The sequence below is a fragment of the Caballeronia calidae genome, assembly GCF_900044055.2.
In the GTDB taxonomy this organism is placed as follows: domain Bacteria; phylum Pseudomonadota; class Gammaproteobacteria; order Burkholderiales; family Burkholderiaceae; genus Caballeronia; species Caballeronia calidae.
The window spans coordinates 18,802-43,926 of sequence record NZ_FCOX02000014.1 but is presented as its reverse complement, the minus strand read 5'-3'; the positions used below and the strand labels follow the sequence as shown (position 1 = coordinate 43,926).

Annotated in this window: 23 protein-coding genes; 21 read left to right on the top strand and 2 right to left on the bottom strand. The window is 64.4% G+C overall.

Translation table 11 applies throughout. From position 1 onward, the window contains the following. Positions 1-7 precede the first annotated feature (7 nt). From AWB78_RS15140 to AWB78_RS15125, 4 genes are all read left to right on the top strand, one after another. Positions 8-1,048: an ABC transporter substrate-binding protein gene (locus tag AWB78_RS15140; protein ID WP_062605546.1), complete on the top strand. Its 1,041-nt coding sequence runs from the start codon at positions 8-10 to the stop codon at positions 1,046-1,048. Positions 1,049-1,051: 3 nt separating this feature from the next. Next, positions 1,052-1,879, top strand: coding sequence for an ABC transporter ATP-binding protein (locus AWB78_RS15135; protein WP_062605544.1), 828 nt, complete (start codon positions 1,052-1,054; stop codon positions 1,877-1,879). Positions 1,880-1,892: 13 nt separating this feature from the next. Next, entirely contained in the window at positions 1,893-2,717 is an 825-nt protein-coding gene (locus AWB78_RS15130) for an ABC transporter permease (RefSeq protein ID WP_062605538.1), read from the top strand. A gap of 271 nt (positions 2,718-2,988) precedes the next feature. Then, positions 2,989-3,963 carry a glycosyltransferase family 9 protein gene (locus AWB78_RS15125; protein WP_062605536.1) on the top strand — a complete coding sequence of 325 codons (975 nt, stop codon included), beginning with the start codon at positions 2,989-2,991 and terminating at the stop codon, positions 3,961-3,963. A gap of 57 nt (positions 3,964-4,020) precedes the next feature. Here the strand turns inward: AWB78_RS15125 and AWB78_RS15120 are convergent, their stop codons facing one another. Next, a complete protein-coding gene (locus AWB78_RS15120) occupies positions 4,021-4,995 on the bottom strand; it encodes an NADPH:quinone oxidoreductase family protein (RefSeq protein WP_062605535.1) in 975 nt (324 codons plus the stop codon). A gap of 102 nt (positions 4,996-5,097) precedes the next feature. Between AWB78_RS15120 and surE the strand changes: the two genes are divergently transcribed. From surE to rlmD, 6 genes are read left to right on the top strand one after another with little or no spacing between them, the layout of a single operon-like run. After that, entirely contained in the window at positions 5,098-5,856 is a 759-nt protein-coding gene (surE, locus tag AWB78_RS15115; protein WP_062605533.1) for a 5'/3'-nucleotidase SurE, read from the top strand. After that, positions 5,826-6,920, top strand: a complete 1,095-nt coding sequence (locus tag AWB78_RS15110) for a protein-L-isoaspartate(D-aspartate) O-methyltransferase (RefSeq protein ID WP_232477709.1) — start codon at positions 5,826-5,828, stop codon at positions 6,918-6,920. The genes surE and AWB78_RS15110 overlap by 31 nt, the downstream gene beginning before the upstream one ends. A 5-nt stretch (positions 6,921-6,925) precedes the next feature. Continuing rightward, positions 6,926-7,876 carry a peptidoglycan DD-metalloendopeptidase family protein gene (locus AWB78_RS15105; protein ID WP_062605532.1) on the top strand — a complete coding sequence of 317 codons (951 nt, stop codon included), beginning with the start codon at positions 6,926-6,928 and terminating at the stop codon, positions 7,874-7,876. Positions 7,877-7,888: 12 nt separating this feature from the next. Beyond that, positions 7,889-9,004: an RNA polymerase sigma factor RpoS gene (gene rpoS, locus AWB78_RS15100; RefSeq protein ID WP_062605531.1), complete on the top strand. Its 1,116-nt coding sequence runs from the start codon at positions 7,889-7,891 to the stop codon at positions 9,002-9,004. Positions 9,005-9,059: 55 nt separating this feature from the next. Further along, positions 9,060-9,836, top strand: a complete 777-nt coding sequence (locus tag AWB78_RS15095; protein ID WP_062605525.1) for a 3'-5' exonuclease — start codon at positions 9,060-9,062, stop codon at positions 9,834-9,836. Between the two features lie 58 nt (positions 9,837-9,894). Continuing rightward, complete coding sequence (rlmD, locus tag AWB78_RS15090) at positions 9,895-11,310, top strand: 23S rRNA (uracil(1939)-C(5))-methyltransferase RlmD (RefSeq protein ID WP_062605521.1); 1,416 nt, start codon at positions 9,895-9,897, stop codon at positions 11,308-11,310. A gap of 78 nt (positions 11,311-11,388) precedes the next feature. On the opposite strand, the gene AWB78_RS15085 is transcribed toward rlmD, so the two are convergent. Further along, positions 11,389-12,087, bottom strand: a complete 699-nt coding sequence (locus tag AWB78_RS15085) for a Bax inhibitor-1/YccA family protein (RefSeq protein ID WP_061120354.1) — start codon at positions 12,085-12,087, stop codon at positions 11,389-11,391. 336 nt (positions 12,088-12,423) lie between these two features. Between AWB78_RS15085 and ndk the strand changes: the two genes are divergently transcribed. From ndk to hflK, 11 genes are all read left to right on the top strand, one after another. Continuing rightward, positions 12,424-12,849, top strand: a complete 426-nt coding sequence (gene ndk, locus AWB78_RS15080) for a nucleoside-diphosphate kinase (protein ID WP_062605519.1) — start codon at positions 12,424-12,426, stop codon at positions 12,847-12,849. 162 nt (positions 12,850-13,011) lie between these two features. Further along, positions 13,012-14,154: a dual-specificity RNA methyltransferase RlmN gene (rlmN, locus tag AWB78_RS15075; RefSeq protein ID WP_062605730.1), complete on the top strand. Its 1,143-nt coding sequence runs from the start codon at positions 13,012-13,014 to the stop codon at positions 14,152-14,154. A gap of 183 nt (positions 14,155-14,337) precedes the next feature. Then, a complete protein-coding gene (locus AWB78_RS15070) occupies positions 14,338-15,477 on the top strand; it encodes a RodZ domain-containing protein (RefSeq protein ID WP_062605513.1) in 1,140 nt (379 codons plus the stop codon). A 137-nt stretch (positions 15,478-15,614) separates the two neighbouring features. Beyond that, positions 15,615-16,943: a flavodoxin-dependent (E)-4-hydroxy-3-methylbut-2-enyl-diphosphate synthase gene (gene ispG, locus AWB78_RS15065; protein WP_062605512.1), complete on the top strand. Its 1,329-nt coding sequence runs from the start codon at positions 15,615-15,617 to the stop codon at positions 16,941-16,943. A 6-nt stretch (positions 16,944-16,949) separates the two neighbouring features. Continuing rightward, the gene (hisS, locus tag AWB78_RS15060) at positions 16,950-18,299 is read left to right on the top strand and encodes a histidine--tRNA ligase (protein ID WP_062605511.1); all 1,350 of its coding nucleotides are present in this window, start codon (positions 16,950-16,952) and stop codon (positions 18,297-18,299) included. 103 nt (positions 18,300-18,402) lie between these two features. Beyond that, a complete protein-coding gene (locus tag AWB78_RS15055) occupies positions 18,403-19,032 on the top strand; it encodes a tetratricopeptide repeat protein (protein ID WP_062605510.1) in 630 nt (209 codons plus the stop codon). Positions 19,033-19,155: 123 nt separating this feature from the next. After that, positions 19,156-20,301 (top strand): outer membrane protein assembly factor BamB, encoded by a 1,146-nt coding sequence (bamB, locus tag AWB78_RS15050; RefSeq protein WP_062605728.1) that lies wholly within the window; start codon positions 19,156-19,158, stop codon positions 20,299-20,301. 390 nt (positions 20,302-20,691) lie between these two features. Next, positions 20,692-22,032 carry a ribosome biogenesis GTPase Der gene (gene der / locus AWB78_RS15045; RefSeq protein ID WP_062605507.1) on the top strand — a complete coding sequence of 447 codons (1,341 nt, stop codon included), beginning with the start codon at positions 20,692-20,694 and terminating at the stop codon, positions 22,030-22,032. 161 nt (positions 22,033-22,193) lie between these two features. Further along, positions 22,194-22,430 (top strand): RNA chaperone Hfq, encoded by a 237-nt coding sequence (gene hfq / locus AWB78_RS15040; RefSeq protein WP_035930711.1) that lies wholly within the window; start codon positions 22,194-22,196, stop codon positions 22,428-22,430. Between the two features lie 76 nt (positions 22,431-22,506). Continuing rightward, entirely contained in the window at positions 22,507-23,775 is a 1,269-nt protein-coding gene (gene hflX / locus AWB78_RS15035) for a GTPase HflX (protein ID WP_062605505.1), read from the top strand. A gap of 58 nt (positions 23,776-23,833) precedes the next feature. After that, the gene (gene hflK, locus AWB78_RS15030) at positions 23,834-25,114 is read left to right on the top strand and encodes an FtsH protease activity modulator HflK (protein WP_062605726.1); all 1,281 of its coding nucleotides are present in this window, start codon (positions 23,834-23,836) and stop codon (positions 25,112-25,114) included. Positions 25,115-25,125: the final 11 nt, after the last annotated feature.

The following is a 25,125-nucleotide window of genomic DNA, read 5'->3' as shown; positions in this document are numbered from 1 at the left end:
GACAACGATGAAACGCAGAACGTTCATCGCGAGCGGCGCCGTGCTCGCGGGCGGGGCAATGTCGGGCATGCCGCTCGCCTTCGCACAGCAGAACAAGCCGGAACAGAGCAAGGTATCGATCGCGGTCGGCGGCAAGAACCTCTTCTACTATCTGCCGCTCACGATCGCGGAGCGCCGCAACTACTTCAAGGACGAAGGGCTCGAGGTCGAAATCGCCGACTTCGCGGGCGGCGCGAAGGCGTTGCAGGCGGCGGTCGGCGGCAGCGCGGACGTGGTGTCCGGCGCGTTCGAGCATACGCTGCTGTTGCAGGCGAAGAACCAGTACTTCCGCGAGTTCGTGCTGCAAGGCCGCGCCCCGCAGATCGTGCTGGCCGTGTCGAAGAAGACGATGCCGAACTACAAGTCGGTCGCGGATCTGAAGGGCAAGAAGATCGGCGTGACGGCGCCGGGTTCGTCGACGTCGATCATGGCGGGCTTCGTGCTCGCGCAGGCCGGACTGAAGGCGACCGATGTGTCGTTCATCGGCGTGGGCGCGGGCGCGGGTGCGATCGCCGCGCTGCAGTCCGGGCAGATCGATGCCATCGCCAACCTCGATCCGGTGATGACCAAGCTCGACCGCGCGGGCGATATCCGCATCGTGTCGGACACGCGCACGCTCGCCGATACGAAGAAGGTGTTCGGCGGCAATATGCCGGCGGGCTGCCTGTACGCGTCGCAGAGCTTCATCACGAAGAACCCGAACACGACCCAGGCGCTCACCAACGCGATGGTGCGCGCGCTGAAGTGGCTGCAGACGGCATCGGGCAAGGATCTGATCGCGACGGTGCCGGAAGGCTATCTGCTCGGCGATCGCGCGCTCTATCTCGATTCGTGGCAGCACGTGAAGGAGGCGCTCTCGCCGGATGGCCTGATGCCCGCCGACGGTCCCGCGACCTCGCTCAAGACGCTGCAGGCTTTCGACGAGACCGTGAAGGGCAAGCCGATCGATCTGTCGAAGACCTGGACCAACGACTTCGTGAAGAAGGCGCTCGCCACCGTCAAGGTCTGATCGATGAACGCGCTGACATCTGCGCTCGCGCTGGACGACGTCACCTGCACGTTCGCCTCGCGCGAGAATCGCCGCGACCGCTACACCGCGGTTCGCAATACCAATCTCACGATCGCGCCGGGCGAGTTCGTGTCCGTCGTCGGGCCGACCGGCTGCGGCAAGTCCACGCTGCTCAACGTGTCGGCGGGGCTGCTCGAGCCATCGTCGGGCACGGTGAGCGTCTTCGGCGAGAAGCTCACGGGCATCAACCGTCGCGCGGGCTACATGTTCCAGGCCGATGCCCTCATGCCGTGGCGCTCCGCGCTCGACAACGTGACGGCCGGCCTCGCGTTCCAGGGCCTGCCGAAGCATGAAGCCGATGCGCGCGGCGAGGAGTGGCTGAAGCGTGTGGGCCTGGGCGGCTTCGGCGATCGCTATCCGCATCAGTTGTCGGGCGGCATGAGGAAGCGCGTTGCGATGGCGCAGACGCTCATCCTCGATCCGGACATCATCCTGATGGACGAGCCGTTCTCCGCGCTGGACATCCAGACGCGTCAACTGATGGAAAACGAGCTGCTCGATCTGTGGGCCGCGAAGCGCAAGGCCGTGCTCTTCATCACGCACGATCTGGACGAGGCCATCTCGATGTCCGACCGCGTGATCGTGCTGTCGGCGGGGCCGGGCACGCATCCGATCGGCGAATTCGTGATCGACCTGCCACGTCCGCGCGATGTCGCCGAGATCCGTTCGCACCCGCGCTTCGTCGAACTGCACGCGCAGATTTGGGGCGTGCTGCGCGAGGAAGTGTTGAAAGGCTATCAGCAGCAGTTGAAGCCCGCCGCCGCCGACTGAGACTAAAACGAACATGTGGAACAAGCTGCGCCCGAGACGCGCCAATCTCATCGTGTGGCAATGGCTGTTGCTGCTCGTTTGCTTCGTGCTGTGGTACGTGCTGACGAGCCCGACGCTGCTGCCGCCTTTCTATTTCGACGACGCCAACAAGGCCGCGTTCTTCTTCGGCGAGCCGCAGAAGGTGCTCGTGCGCATCTGGGAGTGGTTCACGACCGGCGAGATCTATATCCACCTGTGGGTGACGCTGATCGAAACCGTGCTGGCTTTCGTGATCGGCACCGTGGCCGGACTGGGCGTCGGCCTCTGGCTCGCGCTCGCCCCGACGACGAGCGCGCTCCTCGATCCCTATATCAAGGCCGCCAACTCGATGCCGCGCGTGATTCTCGCGCCGATCTTCGCGGTGTGGTTCGGGCTCGGCATCTGGTCGAAGGTCGCGCTCGGCGTGACGCTCGTGTTTTTCATCGTGTTCTTCAACGTCTATCAGGGCGTGAAGGAAGTGAGTCCGGTCGTGCTCGCGAACGCGCGCATGCTCGGCGCGAATCGCAAGCAACTGCTGCGGCACGTCTATCTGCCGAGCGCGACGAGCTGGGTGTTTTCGAGTCTGCACACGTCCGTTGGTCTGGCATTCGTGGGCTCGGTGGTGGGCGAGTATCTCGGCTCGGCGCGCGGCGTCGGCTATCTGATTCTGCAGGCCGAAGGCACGTTCGACATCAACACGGTGTTCGCCGGGATTCTCGTGCTGACCGCGTTCGCGCTCGTGCTCGACGGCCTCGTCGCGCTGGTCGAGCGACGCCTCATGAAGTGGCAGCCGAAGACCGGAGAGACTGAGAAACTCTGATTCGAAGCAGCGATTTCGCTCCGCCGGGCCGCGCGACAAAACGTGTCAAATCGGTTCCCGCTGATCGGTTATGGTCATGTGCGGCTGATATCGCTATCATGCTGCGCAGCCCGGACGCTGCAGGGCGGGTCCCTGCAGGTCTGGCGCGTTTCGGGGTGAACGAGCATCGGGAGCACATCAAGTCGTAACGCAACCGGGCGATACTTCGTATTCGGGTGCTACTGCGCGGCATCGGCGCGGCGTTCATCGGCGCGATCCCGCGAGAACAAGAATGAAACTGCGAACTGACAGTTCGATTGCGGTGGTACTTCCATCGCCGATCGGTGACAGCCTCATCGGGCTCGTCCTCGTCAACAATCTCATCCGCAATGGTTACAGGCCCGTCGTGTTCGGCTGGGTCGCGGAGCAGCTCGCCGACTGGTTTCCGCACATGACGGTCGGCCGGCCCGACGCGTGGCAGGGCGCGTTCGACACCGTGATCGAATTGCGGCCAACCGACTACGCATCGACATTGAGCCGCTCGGGACGCACGCTGTGTTTCGCCACGCTGCCGGAGTATGGCGGCGCGAAGCACATGGTGGACCGTGTCGTCGACATTGCGACGAACGTGCTCGGCCTGCGCGATGTGACGCGCGCGAACGGTCTCGTCGTTCCGGCTGACGTCATGCCAGGACGCTTCGCCAATCGCGTCGTGATCCATCCGACGGGCAGTCATCCCGAAAAAATGTGGGGCCGCGCTAAATTTCTCGCGCTTTCGCGCGTGCTGATCCGTCGTCGATGGCAGCCGAGTTTTCTCGTGGCGCCCGCCGAAATCGGCGGCTGGAGCGATATCGCCGAAGAAGGGCATGAGGTCAACGCGCTGCCGCGACTGAGCGAAGTCGCAAAGTGGATTGCGGAGTCGTCCTGGTTCATCGGCAACGATTCGGGCCTCGGGCATCTCGCGTCGTGCATCGGCGTGCCCACGCTCTCGCTGTTCATGCGCCAGGGGCTTGCGCGCTCCTGGCGTCCGGGCTGGGGACCGGGCGCGGTCGTGCTGCCGCTTTCGGTGCTGCCCTTCGGCGGACTCAGGGAGCGGTTGTGGCAGCGTCTGCTGTCGGTGCGCCGGGTGATGGCGGCGTTTCAAGCGCTGCATGGCAAGCATGCGTGCGCGGTGCGCCGCTACTCGACCGCCGATTTCGGCGACGCCCCGGCAGCGCAGACGACGTGCATCGGCATGCTGCCCGGCGCGCGATCGCGGCGTTTGTGAGCGGGCGCGGCTAAGCCGCGAATCCTGGCGAAAGGGTCCATGCCGGCACCAGGCGCATCACGGCTCGATCACGATCTTGCCGGTCACGCGACGATTCATCATGTCGTCGAGGGCTTGCGGCGTTTCGTCGAGCGCATAGCGTTTCGTGACGACGGGGCGCAGCTTGCCCGCCTTGATCCAGCCGACCATCGTCGCGAACTCCTGATCGGCGAGCGCGTGCTCGCGCTGCATGTGACCGCCCCAGAACACGCCGACGATGCTCGCGCCTTTCAATAGCGCGAGATTGAACGGCAGCTTCGGAATCTCGCCGTTCGCGAAGCCGACGACGAGATAGCGCCCGCGCCAGCCGATGCTGCGAAACGCAGGCTCGGCATACGCGCCGCCAACGGGATCAAAAATGACATCCGGGCCGCTGCCGCCGGTCAGTTCCTTGATGCGCTCGCGCAAATCTTCCTTCGCATAGTCGATGACCTCGTCGGCGCCATGCTCGCGGCAGAAGACGAGCTTCTCGGCGCTCGACGCCGCCGCGATCACGCGCGCGCCGACGATCTTGCCGATCTGGATCGCCGCGATCCCTACGCCGCCCGCCGCGCCGAGCACGAGCAGCGTGTCGCCGGCCTTGAGCGCGCCGCGATCGACGAGCGCGTGATACGACGTGCCGTACGCGAGCGTGAACGCGGCGGCGTCGGCGAGATCGACGTCATCGGGCAGCGCGACGCAATCCGTTTCCTTCGCGCGCGCCTGCTCGGCGAACGCGCCTTGCGCGGTATAGGCCGCCACGCGCATGCCGGGCGACAGGCGCGTGACGCCCGCGCCCACCTCGCGCACGATGCCGGCCAACTCCGCGCCGGGCGTAAACGGCAGCGGCGGCTTGAACTGATATTTGTTCTGGATGATGAGGACGTCGGGGAAATTGACGCTCGCCGCTTTCACGTCGATGACGACTTCGCCGGCTTCGGGATGCAGGTCGGGCAGCGTTTCGATCGAAAGGGTGTCGGGTAATCCGTGTTCGTTGCATCGTACGGCGCGCATGTCGTCTCCTGATGAAAGTGGCCTCAGTGTAGGGCAGGGAAGACGTCGGAAGCGAGCCTTCGAGGCGTCGTCGCGCCAGGGTTCCTCGGTTACAATCGTCGGATGCGAATCCTACTCAGCAACGACGACGGTTATCTGGCGCGCGGCATCAATGTGCTGCATGGCGCCCTGCAGCCGCTCGGCGAAGTAACCGTGATGGCGCCGGAGCAGAACTGCAGCGGCTCGTCCAACTCGCTTACGCTTTCGCGGCCCTTGAGCGTTCATCAGGCGCCCAACGGTTTCAATTTCGTGAACGGCACGCCAACTGATTCCGTGCACATCGCGCTGACCGGCATGCTCGAGCATCAGCCGGATCTCGTCGTGTCCGGCATCAACAACGGGCAGAACGTCGGCGAAGACACCTTGTATTCGGGCACGGTCGCGGCCGCCACCGAAGGCTTCATGTTCGGCATTCCGGCGATCGCGTTTTCGCTCGTCGGTCGCGACTGGCTCCATCTCGACGACGCGGCGCGCGTCGCGGCCGAGATCGTCGCGCATTTCCTCGACCATCCGATGCCGGGCCATCCGTTGCTGAACGTGAACATCCCGAGCCTGCCCTACGATCAGCTCCGCGAATGGAAAGTGACGCGCCTCGGCAAGCGTCATCCTTCGCAGCCGGTCATCCGCCAGAGCGATCCGCGCGGCAATCCGATCTACTGGATCGGCCCGTCCGGCGACGCGCTCGACGCGAGCGAAGGCACTGATTTCCACGCGGTCGCGAACGGCTTCGTGTCCATCACGCCGCTGCAACTCGATCTGACGCACACGAAACTCATGGCCGAGACGCGCGAATGGGCGCGCGCCGGGAGCCGCCGCACATGACCGACGAGCGCGCCAAGCGCTTTCCGCTGGCGCTCGCGGATCTGGTTCGCGAGCCGCGCAAGCCCGCGGCCCGGGCGCAGGACTCGCGCGGCAAGCAGGCCGCCGTTGCAGCGCTCAAACCCGCGCCGGCGTCGCCGGCCAAGCCGAATCCATCGCGCGCGGCGAACGCCCCGATGAAGAATCCCGCTACGGCGGCCGCCTCGGCCAAGCAGGCCACCTCTGTTTTTCCCGCGCGTTCCGGTGCAAAGAGCGCAATTGGCGCAACGAAACCGGTTCCGGGTGCGGGCAAGAGCGCGGCGCCGGCACATCATGCGTCGCATGCGCCGCGCACCGCCGCGCGACCCGTCGAGCGCGAGTTGAACGCGGCGGCGACCGCGACGAAAAAGGGCGCGCCGAACGTCGCGCTGGCGAGCACGCAGACGCTCACGTCGGAACGGGTGCGCGAGCGCATGGTCGAACGGCTCCGATCGAACGGCGTGACCGATCCGCGCGTGCTGAATGCGATGTCGGTGGTGCCGCGCCACATGTTCGTCGATCCGGGGCTCGCCGCGCAGGCTTATGAAGATGCCGCGCTGCCTATCGGGCATCACCAGACCATTTCGAAACCGTCCGTCGTCGCGCGCATGATCGAGCTGGTCGCGGCGGGGCGCCCATTGAGCAAGGTGCTGGAGATCGGCACCGGCTGCGGCTATCAGGCGGCGGTGCTGTCGCAAGTCGCCACTGAGGTTTATTCGATCGAACGCGTGCGCCCTTTGTCGGAGCGCGCGAAGCTCAATCTTCGGCCATTGCGCGTGCCGAACATCCGGCTGCATTACGGCGACGGCCGCCTGGGCTTGCCCGCGGCCGCGCCGTTCGACGCGATCGTGATCGCCTGCGCCGGCCTCGACGTGCCGCAGGCCTTGCTGGATCAACTGGCGGTGGGCGGCAAGCTCGTCGCGCCGGTCGGATCGCAGGCCGCGCAGTCGCAAGTGCTGACGCTCGTCACGCGCGTCTCGGTCACGCAGTGGCGGGAAGAGCAGCTCGATCGCGTTTTCTTTGTACCCTTAAAATCCGGAGTGATTTGACACCGATGAGTATCCTGCGTGCTTGGCTAGAAGGAAGTGCGGACCAACGCCTGAGCGCGGCGCAGCGCGGCGTGTGCGTGCTGGCGTTGTCCGCGCTGGCGGCGTGTTCGACGCGCATGGACATGGCGCCGGTCGTCGACAGAACGGGCGCGCCCATCGGCACGACGGCGGCGCAGACGCCGGACAACGGTCCGCCGCCGCCGGGCTATTACCGTGTAAAACCGGGCGACACCCTATATCGGATTGCACTGGAAAACGGTCAGAATTATCACGACATCGCAGCGTGGAATAACCTGAGCAACCCGAACCAGATCGAAGTCGGCCAGCTGATGCGCGTGGCGCCTCCGGGCGCGAACGTCGCGGCGGCGACGCCCGGCGTGGCGACCGCGCCGATCGTGGGCGGCGGCGTGCAGGCGCAGCCGCTCAATGGCGCGAACGCGTACGCCACGCCGCAGCCGGGCGCGGCTGCGCAGCCGCCGTACTACGGTCCGAATTCGGGCATGGGCGCAACGCCTGGCACGACCGCGGGCGCGGCGGCCGGCATGGCAGCGGCGCCGGGCGCGGACACGGGAGCGACGGCGCCCGCGGCTCAGCCGGCGTTCATCTGGCCGGCGCGCGGACCGATTATCGGCACGTTCGACGATGCGAAGAACAAGGGTTTGAATATTGGCGGTGCGGCGGGAGATGCGGTCAACGCGTCGGCGGATGGCCGAGTGGTTTACTCCGGAAATGGGCTGCGCGGCTATGGCAATCTCATTATCATCAAGCACGACGCAACTTTTCTCACGGCGTATGCACATAATCGCGCTTTGATGGTAAAAGAAGGAGACGCGGTAACTAAAGGGCAGAAGATCGCTGAGATGGGGAACAGCGATTCGGACCGCGTGATGTTGCATTTCGAAGTTCGCCGGCAGGGAAAACCTGTTGACCCACTGAAGTATTTGCCGCCGCAATAAAGCGAAACCATCATGCCAAAAACGAAGCGCCGCCTGCCGCAAGCCGAGACTGAGACGATCAGCCGACCTTTGCAAGTGTCGGCGGAGGACGGTGCTTCGACTCGTGACGACGACATCGACAATGTCGATGTCGATATCGATTCCGAATCCGAGTCCGAATCCGACGAAGAAGGCGGCAGTCGGAGCAAGGGCAATGGCGAAGCGGGTGAAGGGTCAAACGATTCCGCGCCCGACGCCGACGACTTCCGCTCTCTGCTGCAGGCCGAGCTCACGGCCGACACCATCCAGCATTACCTGAACCGCATCAGCGTGAAGCCGCTCCTGACCGTCGAGGAAGAGCAGCGCTATTCACGGCTCGCGAAGGCGGGCGAATTCGAGGCGCGGCAGGTGATGATCGAGCGCAATCTGCGGCTCGTCGTCAGCATCGCGAAGGGTTATCTCAATCGCGGCGTGCCGCTGCTCGATCTCATCGAGGAAGGCAATCTCGGCCTCATGCACGCGATCGAGAAATTCGACCCGACGCGCGGCTTCCGTTTTTCGACCTATGCCACCTGGTGGATCCGCCAGAGCATCGAACGCGCGATCATGAATCAGGCGCGCACGGTGCGCCTGCCGGTGCATGTGATTCGCGAACTCAATCAGGTGCTCCGGGCGAAGCGCCATCTGGAAAAAAATTCCGCCAATGCGGCCGACAGTGTCGCGCCCGAGCGCCGCGACGCCAGCATCGACGACATCGCGTATCTCACCGGCAAGACGCCCGAGGAAGTCACCGATATCCTCGCGCTCAACGAGCACACGGCTTCGCTCGATGCGCCGCTCGACCTCGATCCCGGCAGCAGCCTGCTCGATCTGCTTTCGGACGACCAGAGCCAGTCGCCGGACGCGGAAGTGCAGCATCGCGAGCTGGAGTCGCTCACGCGCCTGTGGCTCTCGCGCCTGTCGGATAAACACCGGCACGTGATCGAACGGCGTTTCGGGCTCAACCATATCGAGCCGGCGACGCTCGAGGAGCTTGCCGACGAAATGGGCCTCACGCGCGAGCGTGTGCGCCAGATCCAGCAAGAGGCGCTCGTGCGGCTCAAGCGCTTTTTCGCATCCAACGGCGTTCGCAAGGACGCCGTGCTCTAACGCTTTAACGCATCGGCGGCGCCCTTTGGTTTAGGGCGCCGCGTTCCAGGATTCAATGACACCGATTCTCGTTTTCGACATCGAGACCATCCCCGATGTCGACGGCATTCGCCGTCTCGAAGATTTACCCGACGATCTCTCCGACCGCGAAGTCGCCGAACATGCGTTCGAAGCGCGCCGCGAACGCGTCGGCAACGACTTTCTGCCGCATCATCTGCAGCGCGTCGCGGCGATTTCCTGCGTGTTCCGCGACAACAGCGGCTTTCGCGTGCGCTCGCTCGGCACGGCCGCCGATGGCGAAGCCGCGCTCATCCAGTCGTTCTATCGCGTGATCGAGAAGTACACGCCGCAGCTCGTGTCGTGGAACGGCGGCGGCTTCGACCTGCCCGTGCTCCATTACCGCGCGCTCGTGCACGGCATCGCCGCGCCGCGCTACTGGGATCTCGGTCAGGACGACCGCGAGTTCAAGTTCAACAACTACATCAGCCGCTATCACATGCGGCACATCGATCTCATGGACGTGCTCGCGATGTATCAGGCGCGCGCCAATGCGCCGCTCGATGCGCTCGCGAAGCTGTGCGGCTTTCCCGGCAAGCTCGGCATGGACGGCGGCAAGGTCTGGGAAGCGTATTGCGACGGCCATCTCGACGAAATCCGCAATTATTGCGAGACTGATGTCGTGAACACGTATCTCATGTACTGCCGCTTCCAGATGATGCGCGGCGGTTTCACGCCCGATGAGTACGCCGACGAAATCAACTTCGTGAAGAACGCGCTCGCACAGGAAACGTCGCCGCACTGGGCCGAGTATCTGGCCGCGTTCGGCAGTTGACGCCGTGACGTTCGTCTACAATCTCGCCTTTGCCATTCGTTAGCCAGGAAGTACGCAGGTGTCTGAAGCCGCTCGAAAAACTCCCCATCGCCGCCGCGCCGCGCCGGCGAAATCCGCCACGCCCGATCCGAACTTCGTCGCGCCAGAAATCGAAATCGAGTCGCTCGACATGGAAGCGCGCGGCGTCGGCCGCACGGTCAACGAGGACGGCGAGCCGGGCAAGGTGATCTTCGTCGAAGGCGCGCTGCCGGGCGAACGAGTGAGCTATTCGAGTTTTCGCAAGAAGCCGAGCTTCGAGCAGGCGCAGGTGGTGAAGGTGATCCGCGAGAGCGTGATCCGCGCGAAGCCGAAGTGCCAGTTTTTCGGCATCTGCGGCGGCTGCTCGATGCAGCATCTCGACGTGCGCGCGCAGATCGCGGTGAAGCAGCGCGTGCTCGAGGACAATCTGCAACATCTGGCGAAGCTGCGCGCGGAAACCATGTTCCGTCCGATTCACGGACCGTCGTGGGGCTATCGCTATCGGGCGCGCCTGACCGTGCGGTACGTCGAGAAGAAGGGCGGCGTGCTGGTGGGCTTTCACGAGAGGAAGAGCAGCTACGTCGCCGACATGACGAGCTGCGAGGTGCTGCCGCCGCACGTTTCGGCGATGCTCGTGCCGCTGCGTCATCTGGTGGCGGGGCTGTCGATCCGCGATCGCATGCCGCAGATCGAGCTCGCGGTCGGTTCCGATGTCACCGCGCTCGTGCTGCGCATCCTGGAGCCGCTGACCGAAGCCGACGAAGCGCTGCTGCGCACTTTCGCCGATGAACATGGCGTCCAGTGGTGGCTCCAGCCGAAAGGCCCGGACACGGTCTACCTGTTCTATCCGCTCGATCGCGAGCTGGCTTACACGCTGCCGGAGTTCGATATCCGCATGCCGTTCAAGCCGACCGATTTCACGCAGGTGAATCACCAGATCAATCGCGTGCTGGTGAGCCGCGCGCTGAGCCTGCTCGCGCCGGAGAAGTCGGATCGTGTGCTCGACCTGTTCTGCGGCATCGGCAACTTCACGCTGCCGCTCGCGCGCGTATCGCGCGAAGTGGTGGGCATCGAAGGCAGCGAGGCGCTGACTGCCCGCGCGCTGGAGAATGCGAAGGCGAACGGCGTCGACGAACATACGTCGTTCGCGTGCCGCAACCTGTTCGAAGTCACCGCCGACGACCTGCGCGCCCTCGGCGCCTTCGACAAGTTCCTGATCGATCCGCCGCGCGAAGGCGCGCTCGCCGTGTCGAAGGCCCTCGCGGACATCGCGCAGAGCGGCGACGGGCCGTTGCCCGAACGCATCGTCTACGTGTCGTGCAATCCGGCGACGCTCGCCCGCGACGCCGGCCTGCTCGTGCACGAGGCGGGCTACCGGATGAAGGGCGCGGGCGTGGTGAACATGTTCCCGCACACGTCGCACGTGGAGTCGATCGCGTTGTTCGAGCGCGACTGACGCAGCGGTGATGCGCGAGCAGGCGCAAAAAAACCGGCCCGAAGGCCGGTTTTTTCGTTTCTGCCGCGTTCGGTCCGCTTAGTTGCGGTTGCCGCCGAAGATGCCGAGCAGCGCCAGCAGGTTCGTGAACACGTTGTACAGGTCGAGGTAGATCGCGAGCGTCGCGCTGATGTAGTTCGTCTCGCCGCCATTCACCACGCGCTGCACGTCGAACAGCATGTACGCCGAGAAGATCACGATGGCGAGCACGGAGATCGTCATCATCAGCGCGGGCAGTTGCAGGAAGATGTTCGCGAACGCCGCCAGCAGAATGACGATCACGCCCATGAACAGGAACTTGCCGAGACCCGAGAAATCGCGCTTGCTGACGGTGGCGATGGTCGCCATGGCCGCGAAGATCACGCCGGTGCCGCCGAAGGCCATCATGATGAGTTGCGGCCCGTTCGAAAAGCCGAGAATGAAGCTCAAGAGACGCGAGAGCATCAGGCCCATGAAGAACGTGAAGCCGAGCAGCACGACGACACCCATGCCGCTGTCCTTGGTCTTCTCGATGGCGAACATGAAGCCGAACGCGATCGCGAGGAACGCGATGAAGCTCATCGCCGGGCTGGTGGCGGCGAACAGCGAGAAGCCCGTCGCGACGCCGACCCACGCGCCGAGCACCGTCGGCACCATCGAGAGCGCGAGCAGCCAGTAGGTGTTGCGCAGCACGCGGTTGCGCACCTCGACCGAGGTGACGCTGCCATTACGGCCAAAGCTGTAGGGTGATTCGTTCATGGTTTCTCCTTGCTCCAATTGTCTGTCGGTCTTCCCGCGACATCCGTCATATACGAATGATAAGGTGCGCGGACTTAAACCAGAATTAGGACCGTTTCGGTGCATCCGCCGCAACGATGCGCCTTTCGGTTGCAATGCAGCGTTCTGCTCCAATATGGCCCCGGCGCGCGCCGAATTCAATAGTTCGAAAGGCTGACTCGGCCGTCCGGACGGTTAAGTCCTCGCTGGGTTTGATTCTTACGGTGCCGTAAGGTTTCAATCGCAATCATACCTTGCTTCGTGCTACAATTGTCGATTCGTTTTAATCCGTAAACCGTTCATTTTTTGGAGTTTTTCATGGCGATCGAGCGCACCCTGTCGATTATCAAGCCGGACGCAGTGGCAAAGAACGTTATCGGCCAGATCTACAGCCGTTTCGAGAACGCAGGTCTGAAGATCATTGCGTCGCGCATGGTTCATCTGTCGCGCGCCGACGCGGAAAAGTTCTACGCCGTGCACGCCGCGCGTCCGTTCTTCAAGGACCTCGTCGAGTTCATGATCTCCGGCCCGGTGGTGATCCAGGTTCTGGAAGGCGAGAACGCCATCGCCAAGCACCGCGACCTGATGGGCGCGACCGACCCGAAGAAGGCGGACAAGGGCACGATCCGCGCCGACTTCGCCGACAGCATCGACGCCAACGCCGTGCACGGTTCGGACGCTGCGGAAACGGCGCGCCAGGAAGTGGCATTCTTCTTCCCGGAAGTGAACGTCTACTCGCGTTAATCGAAGCGTCGGTCGCCGCGATGGTCGGCAGGCCGTCGCGCGCATCGCGCCTCGACGCAACAATAGCGGTACAAAAACAAGCAGGAATTGGCGCGAACGGTCCCGGGCAGGGCTTCAAAGAACCCGTTCCGGGCTTCGCAATCTGAAATGGCAGAACTCGACATGACGAGCAGCACCACCGTCAACCTTCTCGATCTCGACGCCGCCGGGCTCACCGCGTATTGCGCGAGCCTCGGCGAAAAGCCGTTTCGCGCCAAGCAATTGCAGCGCTGGATCCACCAGTACGGTGCCGAAGACTTCGACGGCATGACGGATCTCGCGAAATCGCTGCGCGAAAAACTCAAGGGCCGCGCCAATATGGCGATGCCCGACATCATCACGGACCACGTTTCCACCGACGGCACCCGCAAGTGGCTGATCGACGTCGGCAACGGCAACGCGGTCGAAACCGTGTTCATCCCCGAAGAGACGCGCGGCACGCTGTGCGTGTCGTCGCAGGCGGGCTGCGCGGTGAACTGCCGGTTCTGCTCCACCGGCAAGCAGGGCTTTTCCCGCAACCTGTCCACAGGCGAGATCATCGGCCAGTTGCGCATGGCGGAGTTCGCGCTGCGCCGCTCGCTCGGGCGCGAAGTCGGCGGGCCGGGCAAGGGCGAGCGCGTCGTCACGAACGTCGTGATGATGGGTATGGGCGAGCCCATGCTCAACTACGACGCCGTCGTGCCGGCCATGCGCCTGATGCTCGACGACAACGCGTACGGGCTGTCGCGCCGTCGCGTGACGCTGTCCACCTCCGGCGTCGTGCCGATGATGGACCGCCTCGCGGCGGATCTGCCGGTGGCGCTCGCGGTGTCGCTGCACGCGCCGAACGATCCGCTGCGCGACATGCTGGTGCCGCTCAACAAGAAGTACCCGCTGCGCGAGCTGATGGCCGCGTGTCAGCGGTATTTGAAGGTCGCGCCGCGCGACTTCATCACGTTCGAATATTGCATGCTCGACGGCGTCAACGACAGCGAAGCGCATGCGCGCGAATTGCTGGCCGTCACGCGCGATGTGCCGTGCAAGTTCAACCTCATCCCGTTCAATCCGTTTCCGGAATCGGGCCTGACGCGTTCGAAGAACGAGCAGATCAAGCGTTTCGCGCAGGTGCTGATCGACGCGGGTGTCGTGACGACGGTGCGCAAGACGCGCGGCGACGACATCGACGCCGCATGCGGCCAGCTCGCGGGCGCGGTGCAGGATCGCACGCGTCTCGCGGAGCGCATGAACCGCGCGGGCAGCAAGACGATCGAGGTGCGGGCGGTTTAACGCAGCCGTCGAATCGAGCAAAAGCCGCGGCAAAGGCGCAACGGGCGCACGGATGCGGCACGAAAACCGAACATTTTGTTATAAAGCGGTCTGCAATGGCGCCGGAGTTGTATCGTTCACGGGGTTTTTTCAACCGAACGAAGCAATAGCGCTATAGAGAAGAATCGATGCGAGGAATTTGGCATGAGTGAGCCGCAGCACCCGACGCCTTTCGGCAGTCATACCGGCAACCGATCCGACAGTCAGCACGAAGGTCAGGCCGGTGCGCAAGGGGCGGCATCGAATGCGGGTCAGGCGGGGCACCTGGACTCGATACAGGCGGTCGGCGCGCGTCTCGCGCAGCTCCGTCAGGCAAAAGCATGGTCGATCGACGATGTTTCCGCGCGGCTCAAGGTGTCGCCGCCCAAGCTGCTCGCCCTCGAAGCGGGTGATATCAGCCAGCTGCCCGACCGCACGTTCGCTGCGGGCATCGTGCGCAGCTACGCGAAAATCCTCGGCACCGATCCGGCGCCGTTCACGCAGGCGTTCCGGCGCAATGGCGACGGGATCGAGCACAATCTGAAGGTGCCGGCTTCGGCGGGCGCGGGACTGCCGCGCGGACGCGTGTCCGTGCCGCTCGGCAATTCATCGGGCCGCCGTCGCTCGTGGATGTGGGGCGTCCTCGCGATCATCGTCGCGCTGGCGGCGCTCGTGATGTGGCATACCGGCGGCGATTCGGGCAACTGGCTCGCGCGCCTGAAGGCAAGCACGGGCGTCGGTCTGTCGCCGACGTCGACGTCGAATTCGACCGAATCGAAAGCCGCAGTCTCCGCGCCGACGCCCGACGAAGCCGCCGCGGCGAACACGGGCGAAGCGTCGTTGCCCGAAGTAGCGGCGGCGCCCGGCGAACAGCCGATGCCGCGTCCGCTCGGCACGAACGCGCTGCCGGCTTCGTCGTCGACGCTGTCCGCGGTTCAGGGCGCGAGCGCGCCGTCCGTGGCGGCGCCTGCATCCGCTCCGAAGATGGCATCCGCGGCGAAGGCTGCCCCGGCCGTCGCGACGGCGGCGGCGTCCGCTCCGGCGGTCGCGGGCAGCGGCTCGGGCGCGGTCGAACTGAAAGTAAAGGAAGATAGCTGGTTCAGCGTGCGCGGGAAGGACGGCAAGGAGCTGTTTTCGGGTCTCGTCCACGCGGGCGCTACCCAGCGTGTGGAAGGCGAGGCGCCGTTCAAGGTGACCGTCGGAAACGTGAAGGGCGTCGAATCCTTGTCGGTCGACGACGAGCCGGTCGATGCCAAGCGCTATTCTTCCGCACGCGGAAACGTCGCGCGTCTCTCGCTGCCGTGAGCGTGAGCGCCAGGTCGGTTCATTGACGCGCGGCGGACAAGTCAGGGGCGTCACGGTGCAAGCCGTGACGCCCGTTTGAGGTTCCACACACGCAGCCCGGCGCCCGAGCGGCGCGCAGGTTGCCAAAGGGTTTTTCGATGCAATCCCAAGCTCAATCCCTGATCAGCAGCAAGATTTGTTCGACCGAGCCGGTCTTCGGCGGTCCGTTGCAGCGTCGCGCATCGCATGCGGTCGACGTGCGCTGGGGCGGCCAGCTCGTCACGATCGGCGGCGACGCCCCGGTGCGCGTGCAGTCGATGACCAACACCGATACCGCGGACGCCATCGGCACCGCGATCCAGATCAAGGAACTCGCGCAGGCGGGCTCCGAGCTCGTGCGCATCACGGTGAACACGCCGGAAGCGGCCGCCGCCGTGCCGCATATCCGCGAGCAACTGGACCGCATGGGCGTGACGGTGCCGCTCGTCGGCGACTTCCATTACAACGGCCATCTGCTGCTGCGCGACTATCCCGCGTGCGCGGAGGCGCTGTCGAAGTACCGTATCAACCCGGGCAATGTCGGCCAGGGCGCGAAGCGCGACACGCAATTCGCGCAGATGATCGAAGCGGCGATCAAGTACGACAAGCCGGTGCGCATCGGCGTGAACTGGGGCAGTCTCGATCAGGACCTGCTCGCACGCATGATGGACGAAAACGCCGCGCGCTCGACGCCGTGGGAAGTGCAGAGCGTGATGTACGAGGCGCTGATTCAATCGGCGATCGGTTCGGCGGAACGCGCGGTCGAACTGGGCCTCGGCCGCGACAAGATCATCCTGTCGTGCAAGGTCAGCGGCGTGCAGGATCTGATCGCGGTGTATCGCGAACTGGCGAAACGCTGCAGCTTCGCGCTGCACCTCGGTCTGACCGAGGCGGGCATGGGCTCGAAGGGCATCGTGGCCTCCACGGCGGCGCTCTCGGTGCTGCTGCAGGAAGGCATCGGCGACACCATTCGCATCTCGCTCACGCCCGAGCCGGGCGGCGCGCGCACGGGCGAAGTCGTCGTCGGCCAGGAAATCTTGCAGACCATGGGCCTGCGCTCCTTCACGCCGATGGTCATCGCGTGCCCCGGCTGCGGCCGCACGACGAGCACGCTGTTCCAGGAGCTCGCGTCGCAAATCCAGAGCTATCTGCGCAACTCGATGCCGGTCTGGCGCGACCAGTACCCCGGCGTCGAGAAGATGCACGTCGCGGTGATGGGCTGCATCGTCAACGGTCCGGGCGAGTCGAAGCACGCGAACATCGGCATCAGCCTGCCGGGCTCGGGCGAGAATCCGGCGGCGCCCGTGTTCATCGACGGCGTGAAAGTGAAGACCCTGCGCGGCGAGCGCATCGGCGAGGAATTCCAGCAGATCGTCAGCGACTACGTCGAGCGCACCTACGGGCAAACCGCGGGCAAGCGCGAAGAGACGTCCACCGCAACCCTTTGAAGACACATGACTGAACAGAAGAAACGGCTCGAGAAGCTGAGCGGCGTGAAGGGCATGAACGACATCCTCCCGCAGGATGCCGCGTTGTGGGATTTCTTCGAGACCACCGTCAAGTCGATGCTGCGCGCATACGGCTATCAGAACATCCGCACGCCGATCGTCGAGCATACGCAGTTGTTCACGCGCGGCATCGGTGAAGTGACGGATATCGTCGAGAAGGAAATGTACAGCTTCACCGACGCGTTGAACGGCGAGCATCTGACGATGCGCCCGGAGAACACCGCGGCGGTGGTGCGCGCGACCATCGAACACAATCTGCTGTACGACGGCCCGAAGCGCCTGTGGTACGTCGGCCCGATGTTCCGTCACGAGCGTCCGCAGCGCGGGCGTTATCGCCAGTTCCATCAGGTCGGCGTGGAAGCGCTCGGCTTCGCGGGTCCGGACACCGACGCCGAAATCATCATGATGTGCCAGCGTCTCTGGGACGATCTCGGGCTCACCGGCATCCGCCTCGAACTGAACTCGCTCGGCCAGGCCGAGGAGCGTGCGGCGCATCGCAAGGAACTGATCGCGTATCTGGAGAAGCACGTCGATTCGCTCGACGAGGAAGCGAAGCGCCGTCTCTATACGAATCCGCTGCGCGTGCTCGACACGAAGAATCCGGCGATGCAGGAGATCGCGCAGAACGCGCCGAAGCTCGTCGATTTCCTCGGCGAGACCTCGCGCAAGCACTTCGAGGGCGTGCAGCGGCTGCTCAAGGCGAACAACATTCCGTTCACGATCAACCCGCGTCTCGTGCGCGGCCTCGACTACTACAACCTCACCGTGTTCGAGTGGGTCACCGACAAGCTCGGCGCGCAGGGCACGGTCGCGGGCGGCGGGCGCTACGATCCGCTGATCGAGCAACTGGGCGGCAAGCCGACGGCCGCGTGCGGCTGGGCGATGGGCGTCGAGCGCATCCTCGAGTTGCTGAAGGAAGAGCAGCTCGTGCCGGAAGCCGACGGCACGGACGTCTATGTCGTGCATCAGGGCGAGAAGGTGGCGGAGCAGGCGTTCATCGTCGCGGAGCGTCTGCGCGACACGGGCCTCGATGTCATCCTGCATTGCAGCCCGGACGGTGCGTCCGCGAGCTTCAAGTCGCAGATGAAGAAGGCCGACGCGAGCGGCGCGGCTTTCGCGGTCGTGCTCGGTGAAGACGAGCTCGCGCAAGGCATGATCGGCGTCAAGCCGCTGCGCCGTTCGGGCGACGAAACGTCCGAAGGGCAAAAGAACGAGCAGGTGAACGTTCCGGCCGAAGACTTGACCGAATACCTAATCAATGCGATGGTTGCAACCGCCGATGACGAGGGTGCCTGAGATTCAGGTGTCCGGCCGCGCGCATCGGGCAGGATCGAGACGATCCGGCATCGCGCGCGGCACTCGTTGAGGGATTTGAAACGCAGGAAGGAATAGCTGGACGATGAGCTATCACGACGAACAAGAATCACTGGAAAGCGTAAAGGCCTGGTGGGCCAGATGGGGTAACACCACGACTTGGATCGTGCTCGTGGCGCTCATCATCGCGGCCGGCTACAACGGATGGAATTTCTGGCAGCGCCGTCAGGCGGCCGAAGCATCGGTGCTGTACGACCATCTGCAGCAGGCGGTGAACGGCAACGATCAGACGCTGGTCGCGCGTGTCGCATCGGACATGGAAGACAAGTTCGGCAGCACGGGCTACGCGCAGATGACCGCGCTGGCGGCGGCGAAGTCGCTTTACGCGGCGGGCAATGCGGCGGGCGCGAAGTCGCAGCTGCAATGGGCCATCGATCACGCCAAGGACGACGAGTACAAGCAGATCGCGAAGCTGCGCCTCGCGCTCATCCTGCTCGATGAAAAGAACTACGACGCAGGCCTGAAGCTGCTCGCGGATCAGCCGCTCGATGCGTTCAAGGGCGTGATCGCGGATCGCCGCGGCGACCTGCTCGCCGCCCAAGGCAAGCGCGACGACGCGCGCGCGGCGTACAAGGTGGCGCTCGATACGCTGCCCGCGAACGACACGTCCGCGCGTCAACTGGTTCAGTTCAAGCTCGATGCGCTTGGCGGCTGATCCGCATCGTTCCGTATTGGTCAAGCCTTGTTCAGTCTGGCCGCCGTGCCGCGGCGTCGCGATGAAGCGACGTTGCGGGCAGCGCCGATCAACCCCATTCACCCATTCATGTTGCGTCCACCGATGACTTTTTTGAAACGCTACGCCGTGCCGCTCACCTGCGCGATGACCGCCTTGTTGGCCGCTTGCTCGTCGACCAAGGATGAACGCCGCGAGCCGACACCGCTCGCGGACTTCAAGCCGGTGTTGAACGTCAATCAGGCGTGGAAGGCGAGCGTCGGCAAGGCGGGGCGCTATCTGTTCTCGCCGGTCGCCGTGGACGACTTCGTCTTTGCCGCGGGCACGAACGGCACCGTCGCCAAGATCGACGCGAAGACCGGTCAGGATGTCTGGCGCACCAAGCTGAAGGATGATCTCTCCGCGGGTGTCGGCAGCGACGGCAATCTCACGGCGGTGGGCGGGTTGAAAGGCCAGGTCGACGTGCTGGGGTCCGACGGCAAACTGCTGTGGACGGCCACCGCGCCGGGCGAAATCATCTCGCCGCCGCTCGTCGGCAACGATCTCGTGATCGTGCGCACGATCGACGGCAAGGTCATCGCGTACAACGCGCAGACCGGCGAGCAGAAGTGGATCTTCCAGTTGCGCGCCGTGCCGCTGAACCTGCGCGTATCGGCGGGCATGACCTTCGCCGGCAATCAGGCGGTGCTCGCGGGCTTCCCCGGCGGCGCTTTCGCGGCGATCAACCTGAAGACGGGCGACGCCTACTGGCAGGCGCCGGTGTCGTATCCGAAGGGCGTGACCGAAGTCGAGCGCATCAACGACGTAACCGGCGCGCCGGGTCTCGTCGGCGCGCAGACCTGCGCGGTGACGTTCCAGGGCCGTATCGGCTGCTTCGACGCGAACACGGGCCGCCCGGTGTGGGAAAAGAGCTTCTCGAGCGACAGCGGCCTCGCGCAGGACGAGCAGGTCGTCGCGGCCGGCGACGACTGGTCGGTCGTCAACGCATTCCGCGCGTCGGACGGCTCGCCGCTCTGGAAGACGGAGACGCTGAAGAATCGCAGCGTCAGCGTGCCGTACATCCTCGGCCATGCGGTCGTGGTGGGCGACTATAAGGGCTTCGTCCACTTCCTCAACACGGAAAACGGCGCGCTGATCGGCCGCGCGCCGACCGACGGCAGCGCGATCACGGCAGCGCCTGTCCTGGCGGGCAATACGCTCGTCGTCCAGACGCATGACGGCGATCTGTACGGCTTCCGCCCGGGCAACTGAGAACCGGCCGCGAACGCGTTCGATACGCGCTCGCGGCCATCAGCAGCAAGCGCGCCGTCGATTGCCGATGACGCGGCAGGCTCGCCACGACGGGCCGCACGAGAAAGAAGCGGTGCGCCGCGCGCGCATCGCGACAGAACCCGCATGCAAAAGCGGGGTCGCAAGAATGAAGCGCGCCGCGCGAAGGCGCCGCGCACGACGAGCCTCCGAAGAGGCAAGACCGGCGAGCGACCGCCGAAGTCCAGGTTCTCCGACGCGCCTCGCGTGCGGCAGGCCGAATCCATGCTAATTTTCGACAAGCGCAGCCATTGCGCGGCGTAGCGGAACGCAACGAGACGTTTCTACCGCGCGTACCGCCTCCGCCTTGCGTTCAACCTTGAACAACATCAGATGAAACCCGTGATTGCCCTCGTCGGGCGCCCCAATGTGGGGAAATCGACTCTCTTCAACCGGCTCACCCGCTCGCGCGACGCGCTCGTCGCCGACTTGCCCGGCCTCACGCGCGATCGTCATTACGGCGAGGGCCGCGTGGGCGGCGAGCGCCCGTATCTCGTCGTGGACACCGGCGGCTTCGAGCCGGTCGCGAAGGACGGCATCCTGCACGAGATGGCGCGCCAGACGCGTCAGGCGGTGGAAGAGGCCGACATCGTCGTGTTCATCGTCGATGGCCGCAACGGGCTCGCGCCGCAGGACAAGTCGATCGCCGACTACCTGCGCAAGACCGGCCGGCCGCTCTTTCTCGTCGTGAACAAGGCCGAGGGCATGAAGTACTCGGCGGTCGCGTCGGACTTCTACGAGCTCGGTCTCGGCGATCCGCGCGCGATCTCGGCCGCGCACGGCGACGGCGTCCTGGAGATGATCAACGACGCGCTCGACATCGCGTACAAGGACCAGCCGGAAGAAACGGACGAGGAAAAGGCGCAGCACGGCGTCAAGATCGCGATCGTCGGGCGGCCGAACGTCGGCAAGTCGACGCTCGTGAACACGCTGATCGGCGAGGAGCGCGTGATCGCGTTCGACATGCCCGGCACCACGCGCGATTCCATCTATGTTGATTTCGAGCGCCAAGGCCGCAAATACACGTTGATCGACACCGCGGGCCTGCGTCGCCGCGGCAAGGTGTTCGAAGCGATCGAGAAGTTTTCGGTGGTGAAGACGCTGCAGTCGATCGCCGATGCCAACGTCGTGATCCTCCTGCTCGACGCGCAGCAGGACATCTCGGAGCAGGACGCGCACATCGCGGGCTTCGTGGTGGAGCAGGGCCGCGCGCTGGTCGTCGGCGTGAACAAGTGGGACGGGCTGGATTCGCATGTGCGCGAGCGCACGAAGGCGGACCTGACGCGCAAGCTCAAGTTTTTGGACTTCGCTAAATTCCACTACGTTTCGGCGCTGGAGAAGACGGGCATCGGCGCGCTGATGAAATCGGTCGACGATGCCTATGCCGCCGCGATGGCCAAGCTGCCGACGCCGAAGCTGACGCGCGCGCTGATCGAAGCGGTGGAATTCCAGCAGCCGCGCCGCCGCGGCCCGGTGCGGCCGAAACTGCGTTACGCGCACCAGGGCGGACAGAATCCGCCGATCATCGTCGTGCACGGCAACGCGCTCGACGCGGTCACGGAGACCTACAAGCGATATCTGGAAGGACGCTTTCGCGAAACTTTTGGCCTCGCCGGCACTCCACTTCGCATAGAGTTTCGGTCGAGCCGAAACCCTTACGCGGACAAGGAATGAGAACCGCGTGAAGCCTTGCGTATCGGTGCCGCTGGCCATTTGGCCGACCCGGTGCCGAAAACGTGAAACAGCGAAAATCGGCTATAGTGTAGCGATTGTCGGCGGATCTCTTTTTCTTCGTCCACAATACTTCCAACCTGCAATAAAACACGGAGTTTGCTATGAGCAACAAAGGGCAATTGTTACAAGACCCGTTTTTGAACGCACTGCGTAAAGAGCACGTGCCGGTGTCGATCTATTTGGTCAACGGCATCAAGCTTCAAGGGAACATCGAATCGTTCGACCAGTACGTCGTGTTGCTCCGAAATACGGTCACCCAGATGGTCTATAAGCACGCCATTTCGACGGTCGTGCCGGCCCGCCCGGTGAATTTCCACCCGGACGCTGAAACGTCCTAAACCGTGTTGCGACCGGCAGTGATAAACCGAACATTAAGAAACTCGCCGGTCGCTTCAAAAACTTAAACATATTAATTTGATCAACGCAGCGCTCGTCGGCATCGACTTCGGCAAGATCGATTTCGAAGCCAGTCTGGAAGAACTCAGCCTGCTCGCACAAAGTGCGGGCGCCCATCCCGCCGTCACGCTCACCGGCCGCCGATCGAGCCCCGATGCCAAGATGTTTATCGGCAGCGGTAAGGTCGAGGAACTGCGCCTTCAGTGTGAAGCGAACGACGTCGAACTCGTCATCTTCAATCACGCGCTCGCGCCCGCGCAGCAACGCAATCTCGAGCTCGCGCTGAATCGCCGCGTGGTCGATCGCACGAGTCTCATTCTCGATATCTTTGCGCAGCGCGCCCGCAGCCACGAAGGCAAGCTGCAGGTGGAGCTCGCGCAACTGCAATATCTGTCCACGCGCCTGATTCGCGCTTGGACTCACCTCGAACGCCAGAAGGGTGGTATCGGCTTGCGCGGCCCGGGTGAAACGCAGCTCGAAACCGACCGCCGGCTGATCGGCGAGCGCATCAAGGCGCTCAAGTCGCGGCTCGAGAGGCTGCGCCGTCAGCACGGCACCCAGCGGCGTCAGCGTGCGCGCAATCGCACGATGTCGGTGTCGCTCGTCGGCTATACGAACGCGGGCAAGTCCACGCTCTTCAATGCGCTCACCAAGGCGCAGGCCTACGCGGCGGATCAGCTTTTCGCGACGCTCGATACCACTTCGCGCCGCGTGTTCCTCGGCGAGGAAGCGGGGCATGTGGTGGTGTCGGATACGGTCGGGTTCATCCGCGAACTGCCGCACCAGCTCGTCGCCGCATTCCGCGCGACGCTCGAGGAAACCATTCACGCGGACGTGCTGCTGCACGTCGTCGATGCGTCGAGCGCGGTGCGTCTCGATCAGATCGATCAGGTGAACGAGGTGTTGCGCGGCATCGGCGCGGACAACATCCGCCAGATTCTCGTCTTCAACAAGATCGATTCGGTGCCCGAGCTCGCGGCCCGCGACGAGGCGGTTGAAAGGGACGAGTATGGTAATATTTCGCGCGTTTTCTTGAGCGCACGCACGGGGCAGGGGCTCGATGCGCTGCGCGCTGCCATCGCCGAAATCGCCACGGCGGAATCCGACGAAACCGATGCGGGCCTACCCAGCGTGCTCGCCGAATTTCCGGAGTCGCACGAGGCGTCCGAAGCAACGCAATCCACGCAGTCCGGGTCAAACGCCACACACGACGCGAACGCGCAGCCGGAAGACCGCCGGCAGGCCGCTGAGCGTGACGATCACAAGGTTCCCGAGCACGGACATTGAGTCGCTTGGGATTGCGTCGACCCGGCATCGATCCGGCTGTCTAATGGTGAATCACCGAGTGAACGACTACAACGAGCGGACTAACCGGCAAGCTGAGCATGCCGTCTTTTCGATGAACGATCCGCGCTGGGGGCGGGGCGACGGCAATGGCGTGAAGAACGACACGAAGCGTCCGCAGGACGGCAAGCGCCCGAACGGCAAGGACGAAGGTCCGCCCGATCTCGACGAGATGTGGCGCGACTTCAACCGCCGCATCGCCGGCGTATTCGGACGCAAGCCCGGCAACGGCGGCGGCGCGCCGCGCGAAAACGGCCGCGGCACGAAGATCGGCGTCGGCATCGTCATCGGCGTGCTGATCGCCATCTATCTCGGCAGTGGCGTGTTCGTCGTGCAGGACGGGCACGTCGGCGTCGTCTCGCAGTTCGGCAAGTATCGTCAGACGGTGTCGCAAGGCATTCACTGGCGCCTGCCGTATCCGTTCCAGTCGAGCGAGATCGTCGATACGTCGCAGATCCGTTCCGTCGAAGTGGGGCGCGGCACCGCGCTCTCGCAGGGCAACGTGCGCGACGCGTCGCTCCTGACGAACGAAGCCGACATTCTCGACGTGCGCTTCGCCGTGCAATATCAGATCAAGTCGCCCACCGATTTCCTGTTCCACAGCGTGAACGCCGACGACAGCGTCACGCAGGCCGCGCAAGCGGCGATCCGCGAGATCGCGGGCGGTCTCTCGACGGACGATCTGCTCTACAAGGATCGCGAAGCGCTGCGCTCGCGCCTGATGGAGTCGATCCAGCGCTCGCTCGATACCTATCGCACGGGTCTGCAGGTAACGGGCGTCGCGGTGCAGAGCGTGCAGGTGCCGCAGCAGGTGCAGTCGGCATTCGAGGAAGCGGCGCGCGTGCGTCAGGACAACGAACGCGCACGCGATACCGCGCAAGCCTATGCGGATCAACTGCTGCCGCGCGCGAAGGCGGACGCGGCCAAGCTGATCGACGAAGCGAGGGCGTACAGCAATCGCGAAGTCACGAAGGCGCAAGGTGACGCCGAGCGCTTCAAGGAGGTGTACGCGGAGTACTCGAAGGCGCCCGCGGTCATCCGTCAACGCATGTACCTGGATACGATGCAGCAGATCTATTCGCGCACCACGAAGGTGTTCGTGGACAGCAAGGCCGGCAGCAACGTGGTGTATCTGCCGCTCGACAAGCTCGTCGAAGCCAATCGCCAGCAGGCCGCCAGTACGGCAAGCGCCGCCAGCGGCGCGAGCGCGAATGCCGGCGGCGATCCGCTGCGCTCGCGCGATGCGTTCCGCTCCCGCAGCCGTCAAGACGATCTGCAATAAGGAGCGCGAAC